17 protein-coding genes and 3 pseudogenes are annotated in these 18,441 nt (G+C 46.5%); 6 read left to right on the forward strand and 14 right to left on the reverse strand.

What is annotated here, in order from left to right:
- The first annotated feature begins 32 nt into the window (after positions 1-32).
- The 3 genes and pseudogenes from K6J74_RS01590 to K6J74_RS01600 all read left to right on the forward strand — a co-directional run.
- Complete coding sequence (locus tag K6J74_RS01590) at positions 33-1,178, forward strand: cupin domain-containing carboxymuconolactone decarboxylase family protein (RefSeq protein WP_221272179.1); 1,146 nt, start codon at positions 33-35, stop codon at positions 1,176-1,178.
- A 145-nt stretch (positions 1,179-1,323) separates the two neighbouring features.
- Complete coding sequence (locus K6J74_RS01595) at positions 1,324-1,605, forward strand: MerR family transcriptional regulator (RefSeq protein WP_260321743.1); 282 nt, start codon at positions 1,324-1,326, stop codon at positions 1,603-1,605.
- A gap of 157 nt (positions 1,606-1,762) precedes the next feature.
- Positions 1,763-1,968, forward strand: a pseudogene (locus K6J74_RS01600) (aldo/keto reductase); the annotation flags it as partial.
- Positions 1,969-2,272: 304 nt separating this feature from the next.
- Here the strand turns inward: K6J74_RS01600 and K6J74_RS01605 are convergent.
- The 10 genes and pseudogenes from K6J74_RS01605 to htpG form a co-directional block, all read right to left on the reverse strand.
- A complete protein-coding gene (locus K6J74_RS01605; protein WP_221272180.1) occupies positions 2,273-2,488 on the reverse strand; it encodes a 2-hydroxymuconate tautomerase family protein in 216 nt (71 codons plus the stop codon).
- Between the two features lie 212 nt (positions 2,489-2,700).
- A complete protein-coding gene (locus tag K6J74_RS08960) occupies positions 2,701-2,829 on the reverse strand; it encodes an SEL1-like repeat protein (RefSeq protein WP_430886782.1) in 129 nt (42 codons plus the stop codon).
- 18 nt (positions 2,830-2,847) lie between these two features.
- The gene (locus K6J74_RS01610) at positions 2,848-3,075 is read right to left on the reverse strand and encodes a hypothetical protein (RefSeq protein ID WP_221272181.1); all 228 of its coding nucleotides are present in this window, start codon (positions 3,073-3,075) and stop codon (positions 2,848-2,850) included.
- 77 nt (positions 3,076-3,152) lie between these two features.
- Complete coding sequence (locus tag K6J74_RS01615) at positions 3,153-4,007, reverse strand: pirin family protein (protein ID WP_221272182.1); 855 nt, start codon at positions 4,005-4,007, stop codon at positions 3,153-3,155.
- A gap of 10 nt (positions 4,008-4,017) precedes the next feature.
- Positions 4,018-4,533, reverse strand: coding sequence for an NAD(P)H-dependent oxidoreductase (locus tag K6J74_RS01620; RefSeq protein WP_221272183.1), 516 nt, complete (start codon positions 4,531-4,533; stop codon positions 4,018-4,020).
- An 84-nt stretch (positions 4,534-4,617) separates the two neighbouring features.
- Positions 4,618-5,000: pseudogene (locus K6J74_RS01625) on the reverse strand (S-ribosylhomocysteine lyase).
- Between the two features lie 125 nt (positions 5,001-5,125).
- Positions 5,126-5,743 carry a thiamine phosphate synthase gene (thiE, locus tag K6J74_RS01630; protein WP_221272184.1) on the reverse strand — a complete coding sequence of 206 codons (618 nt, stop codon included), beginning with the start codon at positions 5,741-5,743 and terminating at the stop codon, positions 5,126-5,128.
- Positions 5,734-7,275, reverse strand: coding sequence for a glutamine-hydrolyzing GMP synthase (gene guaA, locus K6J74_RS01635; RefSeq protein ID WP_221272185.1), 1,542 nt, complete (start codon positions 7,273-7,275; stop codon positions 5,734-5,736). The genes thiE and guaA overlap by 10 nt, the downstream gene beginning before the upstream one ends.
- Entirely contained in the window at positions 7,265-7,888 is a 624-nt protein-coding gene (locus K6J74_RS01640; RefSeq protein ID WP_221272186.1) for a hypothetical protein, read from the reverse strand. Before K6J74_RS01640 ends, guaA begins: the two co-directional genes overlap by 11 nt.
- Positions 7,888-9,753: a molecular chaperone HtpG gene (gene htpG / locus K6J74_RS01645; RefSeq protein ID WP_221272187.1), complete on the reverse strand. Its 1,866-nt coding sequence runs from the start codon at positions 9,751-9,753 to the stop codon at positions 7,888-7,890. The genes K6J74_RS01640 and htpG overlap by 1 nt, the downstream gene beginning before the upstream one ends.
- 132 nt (positions 9,754-9,885) lie before the next feature.
- Between htpG and K6J74_RS01650 the strand changes: the two genes are divergently transcribed.
- Both K6J74_RS01650 and K6J74_RS01655 read left to right on the forward strand, forming a co-directional pair.
- The gene (locus K6J74_RS01650) at positions 9,886-10,395 is read left to right on the forward strand and encodes a formyltransferase family protein (protein WP_260321637.1); all 510 of its coding nucleotides are present in this window, start codon (positions 9,886-9,888) and stop codon (positions 10,393-10,395) included.
- A complete protein-coding gene (locus K6J74_RS01655) occupies positions 10,388-11,542 on the forward strand; it encodes a cation:proton antiporter (protein WP_221272189.1) in 1,155 nt (384 codons plus the stop codon). The genes K6J74_RS01650 and K6J74_RS01655 overlap by 8 nt, the downstream gene beginning before the upstream one ends.
- Here K6J74_RS01655 and K6J74_RS01660 read toward each other — a convergent pair.
- The gene (locus tag K6J74_RS01660; protein WP_221272190.1) at positions 11,539-12,324 is read right to left on the reverse strand and encodes an outer membrane protein; all 786 of its coding nucleotides are present in this window, start codon (positions 12,322-12,324) and stop codon (positions 11,539-11,541) included. The genes K6J74_RS01655 and K6J74_RS01660 overlap by 4 nt on opposite strands.
- A gap of 154 nt (positions 12,325-12,478) precedes the next feature.
- Here K6J74_RS01660 and uvrA point away from each other — a divergent pair.
- Positions 12,479-15,264, forward strand: a pseudogene (uvrA, locus tag K6J74_RS01665) (excinuclease ABC subunit UvrA).
- 198 nt (positions 15,265-15,462) lie between these two features.
- On the opposite strand, the gene K6J74_RS08360 reads toward uvrA, so the two are convergent.
- The 3 genes from K6J74_RS08360 to K6J74_RS01675 all read right to left on the reverse strand — a co-directional run bounded on the left by K6J74_RS08360 (position 15,463) and on the right by K6J74_RS01675 (position 18,336).
- Complete coding sequence (locus tag K6J74_RS08360; protein ID WP_260321638.1) at positions 15,463-15,597, reverse strand: hypothetical protein; 135 nt, start codon at positions 15,595-15,597, stop codon at positions 15,463-15,465.
- Positions 15,598-15,769: 172 nt separating this feature from the next.
- Positions 15,770-17,152, reverse strand: coding sequence for a phosphomannomutase/phosphoglucomutase (locus K6J74_RS01670; protein ID WP_221272191.1), 1,383 nt, complete (start codon positions 17,150-17,152; stop codon positions 15,770-15,772).
- 17 nt (positions 17,153-17,169) lie between these two features.
- Positions 17,170-18,336 (reverse strand): class I SAM-dependent methyltransferase, encoded by a 1,167-nt coding sequence (locus K6J74_RS01675; protein WP_221272192.1) that lies wholly within the window; start codon positions 18,334-18,336, stop codon positions 17,170-17,172.
- Positions 18,337-18,441 lie beyond the last annotated feature (105 nt).

Below are 18,441 nucleotides of genomic sequence, written 5' to 3' on the forward strand. Positions count from 1 at the left end.
TTGGGGCGCACACCACACATAAAGGAAAACCCATGCAAGAGATACACACAAAGGTAGATTTTAAGAGTTTTGAGGGCACAAGCGACAAATTCAGCGGTAAAGTGCATATCCAAATCCTATTTGGTCCAAACAAATGGCGTAACTTTAGCGGGGGTATCGTGCATTTTAGCCCCAAAGCTAGGAGTGCATGGCACACCCACCCCGCAGGGCAAACGCTTTTAGTAACAGAGGGGGAGATTTACACGGGCACCGCCGATGGCAAGGTAAGCGTAGCTCACAAGGGCGATGTCATCTCTTGCCCGCCGGGGGTGAAACATTGGCACGGGGCAGGACCTAGCATGGGTGGAGCACATTTAGCCCTAACGGGGGATAAAAACGGCGAAAATGTCCATTGGCTCGAAAAGGTGAGCGATGTAGAGTATAACAAGGCGATAAGCTCCCTAAAGCCCGCCAAGCCCACCAAAAGTGCCTTTAACCCCTTTGCAAACAGCCCCTTAAAGAGCGATCCGCAAATGTTTCGCACCTTCAACCATTTCGCCATGCAAGAGGCTTTCAAAACTTCAGGCTTAAGCGTACCCGAATACAGCCAAATTTTATTAGCGTCCTTAGTGGCTCTAGGCTCTGTGCCCCCATATGCCAATGCCCTAGAAAGCGTGCTAGAACACCTAAAACCCCAAGCTATTAGAGAGATTTTATACCAAGCCATCCCCTATGTGGGCTTTGCGCGGGTGCAGGGCTTTTTAGAGGCGACAGATAAAGCTTTTAGTGCCAAGGGCATTCACCTAGCCCAAGAAGAGGGCATCCCCCAAGCACAAAGGGCACAAAGGGGTCTAACGATCCAAAAAAAGATTTTTGGGCAAGCCATCGAGCAATACAACGCCCAAGCCCCCAAAGACGAGCAACACATACGGCAATTTTTATCGGCAAATTGCTTTGGGGATTATTATGCTAGAGAGGGGCTAGATTTGCGCTTTAGAGAGTTGCTGACCTTTGTTTATTTGCTCTCTTTAGGCGGAGTTGATAGCCAGCTAAAAGCCCATGTGCAAGGCAATTTAAATATGGGAAATAACCGCCACAAACTTATTAGCGTGGTTACGGCGTTGATCCCTGTTGTGGGCTACCCTAGAGCATTAAACGCCCTCAGTGCAATAGATGCGATCACCCCTGCCAAAGACTAGGCAATATGGCATTCACGATTATCGAAGTCGAAAGGCAAACGGGCATCCCTTCGCGTAAAATCCGTTTTTAGTGCGATAAAGGGCTATTCCCATTTGTGCAAAGCGATTCTAATGGCGTGCGTTACTTCTCTCAAAGCGATGTCGCGTGGGTAGAGTGGGTGCAGTGCTTGCGTGCGTGTGGCATGCCCCTAGCCACGATAAAGACTATATCCACTTATCTCAACAAGGCATGAAAAGTGCCCCACAACGCAAGGCGATTTTAGGGCAACAGCTTAAAGATTTACGCCTTCAGCTAGACACCTTGCACCAAGCAGAAGCTAAAATCGCCCATAAAATCGCACTCTATACGCAAATGATCAAAGAGCAAAAGGACTTTTTGAATCCAAGCAACCCCGCTTACACGGGCAAACCTAAAAAGAACCCTTGACAAACAAATAGGGGTACAATCTTTGTGTAAGGGCACAATTCTATTGTGTAAAAGCACGACTTTCTTGTGTAAGGGCACAACTGCATTGTGCCTTCCTTTAAAAACGAGGGCAAAATCAAAGCGTGGGGGATGAGCGAGGCTTTGTGAGGCACATAACATTACCTATGTTGCCTTTTCACCTCTAGGCAAGGGCTTTTTAGGGGGCAAATTTGCCAAAAACACCACTTTTTTAAAGAGGACTTTAGAAATATCGTGCCCAAGTTTAGCCCAGAAAACCTAGCCCAAAACTACACCCTAGTGGAGTTGGTGCAAGACATGGCCAAAGCCAAAAACGCCACCCCCGCCCAAATTGCTTTATCGTGGTTTTATCTCGGGGAGAGATAGCCCCAAAAATTAGCCGAAAAACGGGTAAATAAGAGCTTAACCTAAGCGGCGCAGCTAGCTAGTGACTCATTGGGGGTCTTTGCTCCCTTTGGGCGTGTAAAAGGTTTTTATACCCCCACAGCACTTGAGTAACAAACCACTAAGGAATCTATGGGTATCCCCTCAATGGCAACCATCTAGCTCTATAAGTGAGATGCTCTACAAGCTTCGTTTTTGATTAGTTTTTTTGCATAAATTAAAATTTCGCGTGCTTGTGGGTTTAAAAGCAATGACAACTTTCTTATTAAAATTGACCACCTTCGCGTATCTGTGTAACGCTCTTACCTCCCAAGCCATAGTTATCGGTGTTGATCTCCTCGATGATGACAGTGGTAGAAGCAATGCGATCGCGCTTTAAAACCTTAGCGACCACTTGTGTAACCTCTGCAATCAAAGCCTGTTTTTGCTCTTTTGTGGGTTGCCCCTCTTCTTGAGTGATTTTGATGTTGATAAAAGGCATAATCTCTCCTCACAATTTTAATCAAGTGCATTTGATGTTAGCATTTGCGTATTAATGTCGAATCTCTTTTTAATTTTTTGTATTTTTCACGCCTTGTAAATAACCGCTTATAACTGCCCTAAAGAGAGCTAGAAGTATAGAGAGTAGCGGTTTTTTGCAGTTTCTGCGTGGGGGAGAAAAAGCCCCGTGAATCGTATCAGCTGATCATCAAGCTAGACAAGTTGGATTAATGCCCTTACAGCTTTTTGGTAATGCTCCCTGGCTTTCTTTGTGTTTTGTTCTCTATCGTGTCCATAGTGATAGACCACTGCTATGGCATAATGGGCTTGTCCGTGTCCCATTTGTGCCGCCTTTTGGAGCTACTCAAAACCCTTACCAACATCTTTAACAACATTTTCACCACGGGAGAACAAGGTAGCTAATTTAAAGTATGCTTTGGCTTCTCCAGCCTCTCCAGCCTTGAGATAATATTTTGTAGCCTCTGCATAGTCCTTATTGTCGTAAGCCTCTTTTGCTGCATTTAGGTAAACAACCCCCTCAGTGCCCCCATTGGCTTCTATCGAGCTCGCTTCTTTTGCTTTAACCATGAAAATCTCCTTTATCGTTTTGCAACAAGCAGACTCGAACTTTGCGAATTTTGACAGACTGCCTCATTAAACTTTGATCAAAGATTCCCAAAACACCCTGAGCGCACATCTGCCATGGCTTGCTCAATCTCTCTTTGCGTGTTCATGACAAAAGGTCCATAGCCGACCACGGGTTCATTGAGCGGTTCGCCTGTGAGCATAAGCACCTTAGCTTTTTCAAGGGCCAAAAGATCGATTTGCGATCCTCCCTTTTGAAAGGTGATAAGCTGTTCTTTGTGCGCGCGGTGTCTTTCTAATTCAACCACACCACCCAGCACCAACATCAAGACATTGTGGCTTTTTGGGACCTCTAAACGCAAAACATCGCCACCGTGTACCTCTAAATCCCACAGATTGATGGGAGAAAAGGTTGTTGCTGGACCCTTGACACCTTTTAACTCCCCTGCGATGATCCGCGCCTTGCTTGTGCCCTCTAGGGCTACGCTTGGGATCTCTTGTGCGGTGATCGCCTGGTATTTAGGAGGAGTTAATTTATGGGCTTTGGGCAAATTCACCCAAAGCTGCACCACTTCAAACACCCCGCCTTCTTTGGCAAACTTCTTGGAATAAAACTCTTGGTGCAAAATGCCAGAACCTGCTGTCATCCATTGCACATCCCCGGGGGTGATGATCCCCCCTCCCCCATGCGAATCTGTGTGCTCCACTTCACCGCTATAGGCGATGGTTACCGTTTCAAAGCCCTTATGGGGGTGCGATCCCACGCCAAACTCCCCTCCACCCCCTTTAAAATGGTAGGGTGCGTTGTAGTCTAGGAGCAAAAACGGGTCGCAATTTTTGTGTGTATCGTGGTAACTAAACATCGAGGCGACATAAAACCCATTGCCCACCCAATGTTTGGAGGGCGCGTCATAAACCCTATCCACTTGTTTCATCATTCTCCCTTTACTTAACAAACTCTTGATAATCTTGGCAATGGATAGCTAAATCCTGATCGCTTAAATTCAAAGCCCCAAAGGTGGCAAAATGGCCTGTGTATGTGCCCCCCACAAATAGGGTAGTGGCTTTAAGGGGGGCTAAAATGTCTTCTATGGTGAGCAGTGTTTGAGAACCCCCCTTAGTGTAATTCTCTATGGGTGAGCCTAAACTCACGGCTAAGGAAAACTCTTTGCTATGCAACGCCTTGCCATTAGAGCCATAGGCAAAACCATAGGCGAGCACATCGTCCAAATACTTTTTAAACAAAGGGGGGTAGGAATACCAAAAGATGGGGAATTGAAACACGATCCGCTCGGCTTGTGTGAGCAGTTGTTGTTCGGCAGCGACATCAATTTTAAAATCCGGGTATTTTTGATAAAGCTGGCTAAACACCGCACCTTTATGGCTAATACTTTCTTTTAAAGCTTTGTTGACACGGGATTTTTGCAAATCGGGGTGGGCTAAAACAACTAAAGTAGACATTTTGTTCCTTTCATTTTTTGTTGTTAGGGGCATTTAGCATGAATTTAACGCCTTGTCAACTCAATTGAACCAAACGCTCAAACCTTAAGTTATTTTTAATATATTGATTATGGTGTGGCTAGACCCAAACTTCGACCACTCAGCGCATTTATCTAAAAACGCTTGGCTAGGGATTGCGTGCCATCTTAAGGTATGGCTGGAAGCAAAACTACATTTTAAATAAAACCCCATTTGGCAACACATCGGCGGCTAGTCCAAGACACGATCAGTATGGCAGTAGATCCATCCTACGATTAAGCGCTCTAAAGAATGCAAGCTTGACATGTGTGTTCCTTATTGGGTTGTTTAAGCGCACATCATTTCACAATAAGGCTACCATGTTCGCCACTCTTACGATCAGCCATGCGCACATAGGGGGCTTTGATTTTGGTGTGATCTAAGTTAAAACTCTCCACATCCATTTTCATCCTTGACTTCTGTATTCAATGGTTATTTTAAACACGCAAAGGCTCGTTCTAAATCCTCTAGCAGGTTAAATCCTGGTAGGGGTGCAAGGTGAAATCTCAACCTCCAATTGTAGGTGCGTTGGGGTCTAGGACTGCGCATTGAAAATTTCCTTTAAGACTCTAGCGTTTTGGGCTATATCGCCCACCCACAAACTAGAGATCACCGCTGCCATATCAAGGGGGGGGAGAGTGGCTAAATTAGTTGGTGTCAGTCCTCCTATGGCACAAAGGGGCAACTTCAAGCACGCCCTAGCTTGTGTAAAGACTTCTTTAGAAATTGTGGAGGCTTTAGGTTTAGTGGGCGAATTAAAGCACGCCCCAAAGGCGATATAATCAGCCCCTAAGTCTTGCGCCTGTTTTGCCCTAGTTAAATCCCCATAGCACGAAATCCCGATCACCCCCTTAAAGTGTTTGCGGGCTTCTTCTAGGGGTGTGTCCTCTTGCCCCAAGTGCAAACCAAAAGCCCCACATTGCAAAGCCAACTCTAGGCGATCATTCACAATAAAGCCCACACCATGCCTTGCGCACAGCTTGGCTAAATCTTTGGCTAGATTTAGTAATTCTGTATCGCTATGGGTTTTATCCCTAAGCTGAAAGAGGGTAATTCCACCTTGAATAGCACACTCTAGCATGTTTGGCAATTGATCATAGGGGGTTAGGCTCTCATCGCTCAAGCCATACACCCCCTTTAGGGCTACTCCCACTCAATTGTCCCCGGGGGCTTAGAAGTGATGTCGTAGACAACCCGGTTGATCCCCTTCACTTCGTTAATGATTTTGTTTGCTACGCTCTCTAAAAACTCAAAAGGTAGGGGTGCAAAGTGTGCGCTCATGCCATCGCTGGCACACACCGCCCGCAAGGCTAAAGTGTTGTCGTAGGTGCGGTTATCGCCCATCACCCCTACAGAGCACACATTTAAAAGCACGCAAAAGGCTTGCCACACTGAATGGTAAAGTTTGGCATCGTGCAGAGCTTGGATAAAAATTTGATCTGCTAGGCGCACGAGCTCTAAACTATCATAACCGATAGCCCCTAAAATGCGGATCGCTAATCCGGGGCCCGGAAAGGGGTGGCGTTTTAGCATGTCTTGGGGCAACCCTAGCTGTGCGCCCAAAGCCCTAACTTCGTCTTTAAACAACTCCCTTAGAGGCTCTAACAGCACAAAATCCATTTTTTCGGGCAGACCCCCCACATTGTGGTGGGACTTAATCACCTTAGAAGGGCCTTTCACGCTCACCGATTCAATCACATCGGGGTAAAGCGTGCCTTGTGCTAAATATTTGATCTTGCCCCTCTTCTCTAGCTCTTTAGCTTTCTTTTCAAAAACCTCGATGAAAGCCATGCCGATGATTTTACGCTTTTCTTCGGGCTCACTCACGCCCCTTAGCCTCTCTAAAAACAAGCTAGACGCATCGACCACATGCAAGGGGATTTTTAAGTCGGTAAACATTTTAACGACCTGCTCTTTTTCACCCAAGCGCAAGAGCCCGTGATCCACAAACACAGCTTCCGTTTGCGCCCCCACCGCTTTATAGCACAAGCTAGCGACCACGCTCGAATCCACGCCCCCACTCACAGCGCATAAAATCCTATCTGTGCCCACCTTTTCTTTTATCTTTGCAATCTCTTGGCTAGCAAAGGTTTGCATGTCCCAAGTGGCTTTGCACCCACAGATCTTAAGCGCAAAGTTTTTTAAAATCTGTGTCCCTTGCACGCTGTGCACCACCTCCGGGTGGAATTGCAAGCCAAAAAGGGGCTTTGTGGTGTGCGCTATGGCGCAAAAGGGGGTGTTTGCGCTCTTAGCTAGGGCTTTGAAGTTAGGCGGTAGGCTTTCCACGCGGTCGGCGTGGCTCATCCACACCACGCTTAAATTATCCACGCCCTCTAATAGGGGGTGTTTTTCTAAAAGCTCTAGATGCGCCTTGCCAAATTCTTGGCGATGTGCCGCCCTAACTTGCCCACCAAAGCTATCCACTAAAAGTTGCATGCCATAGCAAATACCCAACATGGGCAAGTTGGTTTCAAAAAGCTCGGGAGCACATCTATAAGCGTCTTTGTCGTAGACGCTTGCGGGTCCTCCGCTTAAAATGATCCCCTTTGGGTTTTTTGCTAATAAATCCTTAGTGGGGGTGAAGTAGGGGTAAATCTCGGTATAAACGCCCACTTCGCGTAAACGCCTAGCGATAAGCTGGGTGTATTGACTCCCAAAATCTAAAACAATCAGTTCAATCGCCATATGTGTCGTCCTCTATGGGGGTGAAAATGCTTTGGTAGTTGATGCGAAAATCCGTAAAAATGTCTTTATGGCTTTTTAGCCACTCTAATAGCCCTTGTGCACTCTTAGCGTTGCATGGGTTTAGCCAAAAATAGTGCATGTTTAGAGGCTTAAACAGCACGCTTAAAGGCGGGGGCTTTTGCAAATAAAGCCTTTCGCTCATTAAGATTAAATCATTTGGCTTATAGGGGGTTATAAGGTTGCGCATGATTTTTAGGCGGGTGGTAAAGGCGGGTCTAGCCAATTCTTGCAACACCGCTTTAGGGCTCTTATCCGCAAAAAACGGCGACAGCTCTTTAGCCCCCAAGAGGATAAAACTTTCTTTAAAAAGCGCAACGGGTTTTTTGTTTTGCAAACGGCGGGCATCGAGTGCATTTTTAGAGATCAATAAGGCTTGCACTTGGCACAAGTGTTTGACTTTCTTTAAAGGTTGCCAAACGACCTTAACCCCCGCCCCCTCGTAAAATGCCAAACTTAAAAAGTCTAAAAACCCCTCTTTGTTGCCTAGGTCGCTGGCGATATACAAAGGTTCGCCTAGCAAGGGCAAGCACAAAAGCAAGGGGATAAGGCGCATCAAAAGGCGCGCAAAATCGTGGCACTTAAGCGGTCATTAAAGGCTTTAGCGTTTTTTAACGCCCCATTTTCTAAGAGCTTTGCGCTGTCAAACAGCAAGTGCGCCACATCGGTGAGTAAGGCGTGATCTTCCACGCCCTTAAGCTTTTGGATGATGGCGTGTCCGATATTGAGTTCTAAAGTCTTGGGCTGTTCTTGCACACTTTGGCCCATTTGGCGCATTAAATTTGCCATCATGGCGTTTTGTGCATCGCCCACAAGCGCGACCGCTGAGTGCAAATCTTTAGACAAGGCGACTTCTTTCACCTCATCTTTTAAGGCTTCTTTAAACGCCTCTATCACTCCCTTAAACTCCTCTTTCTCTGTCTCGCTGATTTCAGCTAGTCCTAATTCTTTTAAGGTTTCAGCACTGGCTGCGTCTTTGAAAGGAGTTTTGTCGTATTCGGTAACCCCGGGCATGACAAAGGCATCCACTTCATCGCCCATTAAGAGCACATCAAAGCCCTTTTGGGTGTATTTTTCTAGGAGTGGGGAGGCTTTGAGTAGGTCTAAACTCTCGCCGACCATGTAATAAATGCTTTTTTGTCCGCTTGGCATGCTGGCCTTGTAGGCTTTGAGCGATAGCGACTCTTCGCCCTTACTGCTGGCAAAGCGTAGCAAGTCTAAAATCTTGTCTTTATTCTCAAAGTCGCTGTGCAAGCCCTCTTTCAACACCCGCCCAAACTGAGCGTAGAACTTCTTGTAAGTTTCTGTGTCTTGGCTTAATTTTTCAATCTCGGCTAGGATTTTTTTAGTGGATGCGCTTTTGATGTTAGCTAAGATTTTATTTTGTTGCAAAATCTCACGGCTCACATTCAAGGGCAAATCCTCGCTGTCAATGATCCCACGCACAAAGCGCAAATATTGGGGCAACAACTCTTTGTCGTTGTCGGTGATGAATACCCGTTTAACATAGAGTTTCACGCCTGATTGGTAATCCACTCTAAATAAGTCAAAGGGGGCGGTGCTTGGGATATAAAAAAGCGTGTTGTATTCTAACACCCCTTCGGCTTTGTTGTGTATCCACGCCAGCGGTGCGCTGTTGTCGTGCGCAAAACTTTTGTAAAACTCTTTGTAGTCCTCGTCTTTGAGTTCATTTTTAGGCATGCGCCAAAGGGCTTTTGCGCTGTTGATTTGGGTGCATTTGTCCTCTGTAACTTCTTTCTTGTTTCCGCCCTCGCCCTCGCTTTTGGTTTCAGTGTAGCTTAAGAAAATGGGAAAGGGGATGTGCTCGGAGTATTTTTTTACAATGTGCTCGATCTCCCAGCGGTTGGCAAATTGTGCCTCCTCGTCTTTGAGATACAGCGTGATTTCTGTGCCAAAGCCTTCTTTGACGCAAGGGCTGATTTCATAAGAGCCCTTGCCATCGCTCACCCACGCAAAGGCTTGTTCGCTTAGGGCTTTTTTGCTTTGCACCACGACTTTATGAGCAACCATAAAGCTAGAGTAAAAGCCCACGCCAAACTGCCCGATAAGCGCGCTGTCTTTCTTTTGATCCCCGCTCAAATTAGCTAAAAAGCTCTTTGTGCCTGATTTGGCGATCGTGCCTAAGTTTGAGATCAGCTCTTCTTCGCTCATGCCAATGCCATTATCGGCGATCGTGAGACTCTTGGCTTTTTCATCAAAACTCAAATTGATTTGGGGGTGAAACTCTAAAGACTTATGCGCCTCATCGCTGATCACCATGTAGCTCAATTTGTCGAGGGCATCGGAGGCATTTGAGATGAGCTCCCTTAAAAAAATCTCTTTATTGGAATAAAGAGAGTGGATCATTAAATCCAAAAGCTGGTTAATTTCGGTTTGGAAAGTGTGTTTTGTAGACGCCATTAAAACTCCAATTGTAAGATAAACCCCCATTATAGCGCAAAAAGGGTTTTTGCCCCCTTAAGAAAACATGCTAACATGCCCGCCATGCACTCTTTAAGATTAGGCATTTTATTTAGTGGTGAGGGCTCAAACATGCAAAATCTCATAGAGAAGTTGCACCAAAAAGTCTATTGGCAACAAGACAAAGAAATAAGGCTAGAGATTGTCCTTTGCGCTACAAATAACCCAAAGGCAGGGGGGATTAAACGCTGTGAAAACCTTAACATGCCCTATATCGTGGGGGCTGAAGACAACTTTATTAGTGCCTTTAAGGGCTGTGTTTTGGTGCTGTGTGCGGGCTATCTTAAAATTTTAAGCCCCAAATTTTTAGCCCACTACAAAGCGATCAATATACACCCTTCTTTTTTACCCCAACACAAGGGGGCAAATGCCCTAAAAAGAAGTTTTTCAAGCCAAAGCGGACTAGGGGTGAGCGTGCATTGGGTGAGCGATGAGCTAGATAACGGTAAGCTCATTTTACAAGAGAGTTTAAGCCTAAAGCCCCAAGAGAGCCTAGAGAGTTACACCCAAAGGGTGCACGCTTTAGAGCATAAACTTTACCCCCAAGCCTCACTAAGGGCACTAGGGTTGCGCCATGCATGATTTATTTATTTTAATGGCGATCACCCCCTTGATCGTTCTAGCCCCCTATGTGAGTCGGGTTTTAAAAATGCCTGTGGCGGTGCTAGAGATTTTGCTAGGCACTTTGGGAGTTTACTTTGGGCTTTTAAAACCCAACGCTAATTTCAGCACGATGGCTGAGGTGGGGTTTTTATTCTTAATGTTTTTGTGTGGCATGGAAGTGGATTTGTATGTCTTTAAGCAAATGGAGCGCAAAACACTAAAGAAAATCCTAAGTTACTTTGGCATTCTCTATGCAATGGCGAGCACCATTACCCTAAGTGCACACTTGCCCGCCCTTTACATCATCGCCCTGCCCATTGTGAGCTTGGGGATGATCATGACTCTTGTTCGCGACTATGGCAAGGACAAGCCGTGGCTAAATTTGGTGCTGAAAGTCGGGGTTTTGGGTGAGCTCACGAGCATTATTTTACTTGTGGTCGTGGACGGGATTTACTTACACGGCTTGGGGGCGGATTTGATTAAGACTTTGGGGATTTTATTGGTTTTCTTGTTCATCATGGCGCGCTTGGTGCGTATTTTTAGGGTGTTGTTTTGGTGGTTTCCTAGGCTAAAGGCTTTTATCATGCCAAGCAACGAGGCGAACCAAGACATGCGCTTTGCGCTCATGCTTTTCTTTATTTTGGTGGGGATTGTGGCGTGGCTCAAATTAGAGTTGGTTTTGGGGGCATTTTTAGCCGGCACACTCATTTCTACCTTCTTCCCCCATAAGCACGAGTTGTTTGACAAGCTCAACGACATCGGCTTTGGCTTCTTTGTCCCTTTGTTTTTTATCCATGTTGGCTCGACTTTGGACTTGCATTTGATTTTAACCCACCCGAAGTTTCTCATCCACGCCGCCCTAGTTATGGCGTGCATGGCAAGCCTGCACTTTTTTAGCAGTTTTGTCGTGTTTAAAGGGGAGTTAAAAAGCGTGAAAAACACCGCCATGTTTGCCATGAGCGCGTCCATGCCCCTAACTTTTCTCGTAACCACCGCCAGCGTGGGGCTAAGGGTGGGGGCGATCAATGAGGAAACTTATTATGCGTTTTTGTTGGCGGCGGTCTTTGAGGGGGTGCTTTTCACCACCTCAATTAAGATTTTACAAAGACCCCCTAAGCTAGCCTAGAAAGTGTAGAGGTAGCGCACATACACAGAGTAATCGCGTTTCAAGCTGTAATAATACCCCCCTGTGTTCGCACTCTTAGAGGGGAAGAAAGGATTAACCAACATGGGCAATTTCACGCCCAGCTCCAAACCATTGTGCTTGTAAATGTTGGTCCTAAAGCCAAAGTTCAACCACACATTGAAGTTGCCGTGGTGGGGCAAGCCTGAAAGGTTAGCGCTGGGGTCTGCGGCTAAAAGGGCAGCTTTCCAAGCGTGTAAGGTGGCGGCATTGACTTGCCACGCGTTGCCCCCGATGGCAAAGCCCCCAAACACGCCCACGCTGGCGTTTTTGCGATCAATGAAGTTGCCCATGATGTCCGCGCCAATCCCATAAGCGACCATGCTCAAGCGGACATTTTGGTCATAGCCCACGAGGCTTAATTGTGGCCCCAAGTCGCTAAAGCCGTAGTCTAAAAAGCCATAGTAGCGCACGCCTAGCCACTTCGTCTTGGCATGGGGGAGCTTAAAGAAAAACTTCTGCCCGATTAAAAACCCAAAGCCATTCATCGCCCCATTGGCGTATTTAGCATGCCAACTGACATTTGTGCCTTGCCAGTTCTTGTAATCTGGACCCGTACCGGGAGGGTATGATGTGCCATTGGGGGCGACTGTGTTATACAGGTTGGTATTCATCCTGCCCTGCCCGACTTGGTAGCCCGCCCCAATGAAAGTGCCACTCTCTTCGGCTGTCAAACTCCCCACAACCCCGAGGGCTAGAGGGACACCTAGTAAAAACTTTCTCATCGCAATCCTTTAAAGTTCATCACAAAAAGATATAAATAGACCACAATCATAGCATGTTTCCTCTCATAAAACAAGAATTCTATATTTTTTATGGCACGCCCCCCTATAAAATTTAAGTATAATAGCCCGCTATCTTACCAAAAAAGAGTTGCATTTGCCAAACAGCATTAAAATCTATGGTGCCAAAGAGAATAATTTAAAAAACATTGACCTTGAAATCCCTAAAAATCAATTCATTGTTTTTACGGGGCTTAGCGGATCGGGCAAGTCCACGCTCGCCTTTGACACGCTCTATGCTGAGGGGCAACGGCGTTACTTAGAGTCGCTCTCTAGCTATGCGAGGCAGTTTTTAGACAAGGTGGGCAAACCGGCGGTGGATAAAATCGAGGGGCTGATCCCTGCCATTGCGATCGATCAAAAAACCACTTCCAAAAACCCCCGTTCCACGGTGGGCACGACCACAGAGATTTACGACTATTTGCGCTTGCTTTATGCCCGCGTGGGGCGGCAACACTGCCACTTGTGTGGCGCACCCATTGCATCCATGCAGCCTAGCGACATCATCGCCCAAGTCTTGCAAGAGTGTGCGGGGCGTAAGGTGTTGGTTTTAGCCCCCCTAGTGGATAATAAAAAAGGACACTTCAACGACATTTTGCAGGGCTTGCGCCAAAAGGGCTTTGTGCGGGCGCAAATTGACGGGGTCTTAACCCGCCTTGATGAGCCCTTGGAACTTGCCAAGAACAAAAAGCACAGCATTAAAGCCGTAGCCGATCGCCTTGAAGTGAGCGCACAAAACCAAGCGAGGCTCTCAAGTGCGCTAGAGCGGGCTTTGGCTGAGGGCTATGGGCGGGTAGAGGTGTTGGACTTAGACACGAACAAAAGTCGCCATTACAGCGAGCATTTGGCGTGCTTTGCTTGTAAAGTGAGCTTTGAGCCCCTAGAGCCCGTGAGCTTTTCGTTCAACTCGCCCAAAGGGGCTTGCCCTGAGTGCGCAGGGCTTGGGGCAAAGGTGAGTTTAGATATCCAAAAACTCTTAGATTTTAACCTCCCCATAGGCGACATGAAAAAAATTTTCTACCACAACGCCTACTATTGCGCCTTGTTTGAAGGCTTTTGTGCCACAAATGGGCTAGACACAAATAGCCTATTTGACAAGCTAGACCCCCACCAACAAGAAGCCCTACTTTATGGCAATGGCAAAGAAGTGCACTTCACCTACAAACAACAAAGCCTTAGCCGTCAGTGGATGGGGCTCATCCAAATCGCTTACGACTTCTTTAAGGACAGCAAGGACTTGAGCCAATACATGTATGAAAAGCCCTGCACCAGCTGCAAGGGTTACCGCCTAAAACGGCAATCTTTGGCGGTGCAAGTGGCGGGGCTAAACATCTCTAGCTTGATAGACATGCCCATAAACGCCGTGCATGCCTTCTTTAAGGACAAAGCCCACTTCGCCTATTTAAGCCCGCAAGAACAGCGCATCGCCGCCCCGATTTTAAAAGAGATCAACGAGAGGGTGTTTTTCTTAGTGGATGTGGGTTTGGGTTATCTCACTTTAGGGCGGGACGCAAGGACTCTTAGCGGGGGGGAGGCACAACGCATAAGGATCGCTAGTCAAATTGGCAGTGGGCTTACGGGGGTGTTGTATGTGCTAGACGAACCAAGCATTGGCTTACACGAAAGGGACACCGCTAAACTCATACGCACTTTAAAGAATTTACAGCAAAAGGGCAACACTTTAATCGTGGTAGAGCATGACAAAGAAACGATCAAGCAAGCGGATTTCATCGTGGATATTGGTCCAAAAGCGGGCAAGCACGGGGGACAAGTGGTTTTTAGCGGCAGTGTGACTAAACTTTTGCAAAGCACCCACCCAACGGCGTTATACTTGCAAGGGGTGAAAAACATCACAAGACCCAAGTTAACCCCGCCTAAAAACCCGGCTTGTTTGCAATTAAAGGATGTACATATCCACAACATTAAAAACTTGCAGGTGAAAATCCCGCTAAAACAATTTGTGTGTGTTACGGGGGTGAGTGGGAGCGGTAAAAGCTCTTTGATTTTACAAACACTCTTGCCCATCGCCCAAGAGAAGTTAAACCATGCCAAAAAAGCGGGGGGTGGGGGTTGTGCAGGGCTTGGAGCATTTAGACAAGGTGATTTACTTAGACCAAGCCCCCATAGGCAAGACCCCACGAAGCAACCCCGCCACTTACACGGGGGTGATGGACGACATCCGCGAACTCTTTGCCCAAAGCAAGGATGCAAAAGTGCTAGGCTATAGCGCAAGTCGCTTTAGCTTCAATGTGCGGGGGGCGGTGCGAGAAGTGCCACGGGGAGGGGGAGATTAAAATTGAAATGCACTTTTTACCAGATGTCCTAGTGCAATGCGACAGCTGTAAGGGGAGCAAATACAACGAACAAACCCTAGCGGTGAAAATCAAGGATAAGTCCATTGCAGATATTTTGCACATGAGCGTGGAGGAAGCCCTAGAGTTTTTCTCTAAAATCCCCAAAATCGCCGCCAAATTGCAGACTTTAAACGCCGTGGGGCTAGGTTACATCACGCTAGGACAAAACGCCACGACCTTAAGCGGAGGGGAGGCGCAGCGCATTAAATTAGCCAAAGAACTGAGCCGCAAAGACACGGGCAAGACTTTGTATATCTTAGACGAGCCCACCACGGGGCTGCACTTTGAGGATATACAACTTCTCTTAAATGTCTTGCACTCTTTAGTGGCTTTGGGCAACTCTATGATTGTCATCGAGCACAATTTAGACATCATTAAGAACGCAGACCATGTCATTGACATGGGTCCTGAGGGAGGCTCTGGGGGGGGGCAAGTTGTCGCTACAGGCAGTCCTGCAACCTTGGCTAAAAACCACGCTAAAACGGGAAGTTTCACGGGCAAATATTTAGCCCTAGAGTTGGGGCTTTAAGATAAAAATTTTTAGGTAAATCAGCACCGATTAGACCTAAAAATCCATGTAAAATAAACTTGAAGCATTTGCTAGGGAACTTTAAGCCCATTAAGTGGGCGTCTTTAAAAACTTTCATTTACCAAAGTAAACAAGAGTTTTGCTATAGTCTGCGGTATGAGAACCGAAGGTTGGGCGAAAGCCTGACCTGGAAGGTTTTCAAATTTTTGGAAGGAGAATGTTATGAGCAACAACAGCAACAACAGCAGGAACAGCAACAACAGCAATAACAGCAGCAGCAGCAACCGCAACAATAGCAATAACAGCAACAATAGCAATAACAGCAACAACCAAGACTAAGCTGTGCTTGCCCCTCCCCCTCGTGGGGGGGTGAGATCCCCTACAAGTTCTTTCTTCTTTTAAGCTTTTTTCAGATCCTAGATTATGAGCAGGTCGAGGTGTGGCTCTTGATCCAAGCTTTTAGTCAAACCAAGAGGGTATGTTCACCTAGAATTTGTAACTTTCATCAATAGTTAAGCAATCCTAACACTGCTTGCTTATAGGCTTGTGCACTCTCTTCATCCTTGCCTTCAAAACGCGTAACGAGCATGGGCGTGGTGTTGCTCGCCCTAACAAGCGCAAAGCCATCTTTAAAGACCACTCTAATCCCATCAATGTCTATCAAGTCCACAATGGGGGGGAAGTTTTGCGGTAATTGCCCCCTTAGACTCTCTTTAAGTCTTTCAATGATTTCAAACTTCTCTTCTTCTTTGACAGCGATTTTTTCCTCAGGGGTTTTATAAGAGTAGGGTAAGTTCTTTAAACTCTCTTCTAAAGTGTTTGGGGCTTGCTCTAAAAACAACTCTAAGAGGCGCAAACACGCATACAGCGCATCGTCATAGCCAAAATAGCGGTCGTTGAAGAATAAATGCCCGCTCATCTCGGCGGCGAAGTGGGCGTTTGTTTCTTTAAGCTTGACCTTTAAATTGCTATGCCCCGTTTTATACATAATAGCTTGCCCGATTGCGTTGATGGCGTTGTACATGACTTGCGAACATTTGACTTCGCCGATGACTAGGGGCTTAATGCCTTTTTGGGCTAGGCTCTTGGCAAATAAAATCGCCAGCTCATCGCCTGCATAAATGCGCCCCCTTGTTAGCAAGGCGACTCGATCTGCGTCCCCGTCAAAGGCAATGCCGATAGGGATTTGATGCGCTTGCATGTGCGCTTGCAAGTCTTTTAAATTCTTGGCTTCACTAGGGTCGGGGTGGTGGTTAGGGAAAGTCCCATCGGGGGTAGAATAAAGGCTATCAAACTTGATATTTAACGCCCTTAGCACCGGCTCTAAACCGATCGCCCCCACTCCATTGCCAAAATCCAAAGCGATTTTATAGGGGAAGTTTTGTAGGTGTGCAAAGGCGTTGATCAAATAGGCATGGTAGGCCTCTTTGGCGTTAAGTGTGTGGGTGGGTGCGGATTTTTGGGTGTAGGGTGTGGGGGCTTTTAGCATTTGCTCTTTTAGCTCTTGAATGGCTTGCCCGTAAAAGGGCTTTTGATCTAAAGTGATCTTAAAGCCATTGTATTCGGGGGGGTTGTGCGAGCCGGTGATCATAATGGAGTGGGGGGTGTGGGTGTTGTCAATGGGATTAAAGGTGGCAAAGTAAGCTACGGGCGTGGGGACAAGCCCCATATCATAAACTTCTACAAAGTTTTCAAGCCCGCTTTTAAGCCACTGAAATAAGGTGGGCGAGTGGGTGCGGGCATCGTAGCCTAAAGCCACTTTGGGGCAGGTTTGCGCCATGATTTTACCCAGCTCTAGCCCGATTTGGCGCACACAAGGCTCGTTTAAATTCTTGTTGAAAATCCCCCTAATGTCGTATTCTCTAAAAATGCTTGGGTCTAATTGCATCAAAGTCCTTTACTGATTTACTGGTAAATATAGGCGTTTGTCAAGGGAATGGTGTTGTCTACACTGTTGGTTAAAAGCAGTTGGTAAAGATCAACACTACCTACCCTAAAGGCGGAGGCGCAGCTGTTTAAGTAGAGCGACCACATACGGATGAAGCGGGCATCATACATTTGGGAGATTTGCTCTTGTTTATCGCAAAAGTTTTTATACCAAAGGTCCAGAGTTTTGGCGTAGTGTAAGCGTAAACTCTCGGCTAAGACTAAGTGAAAATCGCTTTCACTGGCAACAGAAATCACTTCACGCAAAGAGGGCAGATACCCGCCGGGAAAAATGTATTTATCAATCCATGCGTTGGTGGTGCCCTCAAAGCAACATAAAATGGAGTGCAGTAAGAACATGCCCCCCACTTTCAGCACTTCCTTGACTTTTTTAAAGTAAAAGGGCAGATTCGCCTTGCCGACATGCTCGAACATCCCGACACTCACCACTTTATCAAAGCGGTAATGCAAGCCGTCCAAATCTTGGTAATTTAACAGCTTGATCGTAACCCGATCGGACAATCCTAAATCCTTCACCCGTTGGCTCGCCTGCTTAAATTGCTCTTCAGAGATGGTGATTCCCATCACTTCCACATTGTATTCTTGCGCTGCCCGAATGGAGAGATAACCCCAACCACAGCCAATGTCTAAAAGTTTTTCGCCCTGCTTGAGGTCTAATTTTTTTAAGGTGTGATCTAACTTTTGCAATTGGGCTTGGTACAAAGTGTCGCTCTCTTTTTTAAAGTAAGCGCAAGAGTAGCTTAAGGTTTCGTCTAGCCATAGGGCGTAAAATTCATTGCCTAAATCATAGTGGCTTTCAATATTTGATTTTTCTTTGTCTGCGGGTTGGATGGGTGTAGCGTTGTCGTGTTTGTGCAAATGGTCATAGTTTGTCTGTAAATACAGCACCCGCATCACGGCATCCATCGAGCCCTCAATGTCGATCAGCCCGTCCATGTAGGCTTCGGCAATGGTTAAGGACATGTCCTTTTTAATGTCGCTCATTTTTAGGGGGCGGTTGATTTTTATGGTGAATTGTGGGGTTTTGGTGCCGTTTTGGTAGACTTCTTTGTCCCAAAACACCACGCGGTAATCCCCATTTTGCCATTTCTTAAACATGGATTTTAGAAAAAATTTAGAGAGCATGGTTTAAACCTTCGTTTGTGCTCCACCTATTGTGGGGTGTGCTAAGGCGTGTAAAGCCGCCATTGTAAACTAATTTCATTTAAAAATCCTTAGCGTTGCGCGGCC

This window comes from Helicobacter sp. NHP19-012 (genome assembly GCF_019703325.1).
GTDB lineage: Bacteria > Campylobacterota > Campylobacteria > Campylobacterales > Helicobacteraceae > Helicobacter > Helicobacter gastrofelis.

Bases quoted from the DNA above. Each gene is read 5' to 3' on its own strand.
- K6J74_RS01590 (WP_221272179.1), top strand. From the start codon at position 33: ATGCAAGAGATACACACAAAGGTAGATTTTAAGAGTTTTGAGGGCACA.
- K6J74_RS01605 (WP_221272180.1), bottom strand. From the start codon at position 2,488: ATGCCTTTTATCAACATCAAAATCACTCAAGAAGAGGGGCAACCCACA.
- K6J74_RS08960 (WP_430886782.1), bottom strand. From the start codon at position 2,829: ATGGGACACGGACAAGCCCATTATGCCATAGCAGTGGTCTATCACTAT.
- K6J74_RS01610 (WP_221272181.1), bottom strand. From the start codon at position 3,075: ATGGTTAAAGCAAAAGAAGCGAGCTCGATAGAAGCCAATGGGGGCACT.
- K6J74_RS01615 (WP_221272182.1), bottom strand. From the start codon at position 4,007: ATGAAACAAGTGGATAGGGTTTATGACGCGCCCTCCAAACATTGGGTG.
- K6J74_RS01620 (WP_221272183.1), bottom strand. From the start codon at position 4,533: ATGTCTACTTTAGTTGTTTTAGCCCACCCCGATTTGCAAAAATCCCGT.
- guaA (WP_221272185.1), bottom strand. From the start codon at position 7,275: ATGGCGATTGAACTGATTGTTTTAGATTTTGGGAGTCAATACACCCAG.
- K6J74_RS01640 (WP_221272186.1), bottom strand. From the start codon at position 7,888: ATGCGCCTTATCCCCTTGCTTTTGTGCTTGCCCTTGCTAGGCGAACCT.
- htpG (WP_221272187.1), bottom strand. From the start codon at position 9,753: ATGGCGTCTACAAAACACACTTTCCAAACCGAAATTAACCAGCTTTTG.
- K6J74_RS01650 (WP_260321637.1), top strand. From the start codon at position 9,886: ATGCAAAATCTCATAGAGAAGTTGCACCAAAAAGTCTATTGGCAACAA.
- K6J74_RS01655 (WP_221272189.1), top strand. From the start codon at position 10,388: ATGCATGATTTATTTATTTTAATGGCGATCACCCCCTTGATCGTTCTA.
- K6J74_RS01660 (WP_221272190.1), bottom strand. From the start codon at position 12,324: ATGAGAAAGTTTTTACTAGGTGTCCCTCTAGCCCTCGGGGTTGTGGGG.
- K6J74_RS01670 (WP_221272191.1), bottom strand. From the start codon at position 17,152: ATGCAATTAGACCCAAGCATTTTTAGAGAATACGACATTAGGGGGATT.
- K6J74_RS01675 (WP_221272192.1), bottom strand. From the start codon at position 18,336: ATGCTCTCTAAATTTTTTCTAAAATCCATGTTTAAGAAATGGCAAAAT.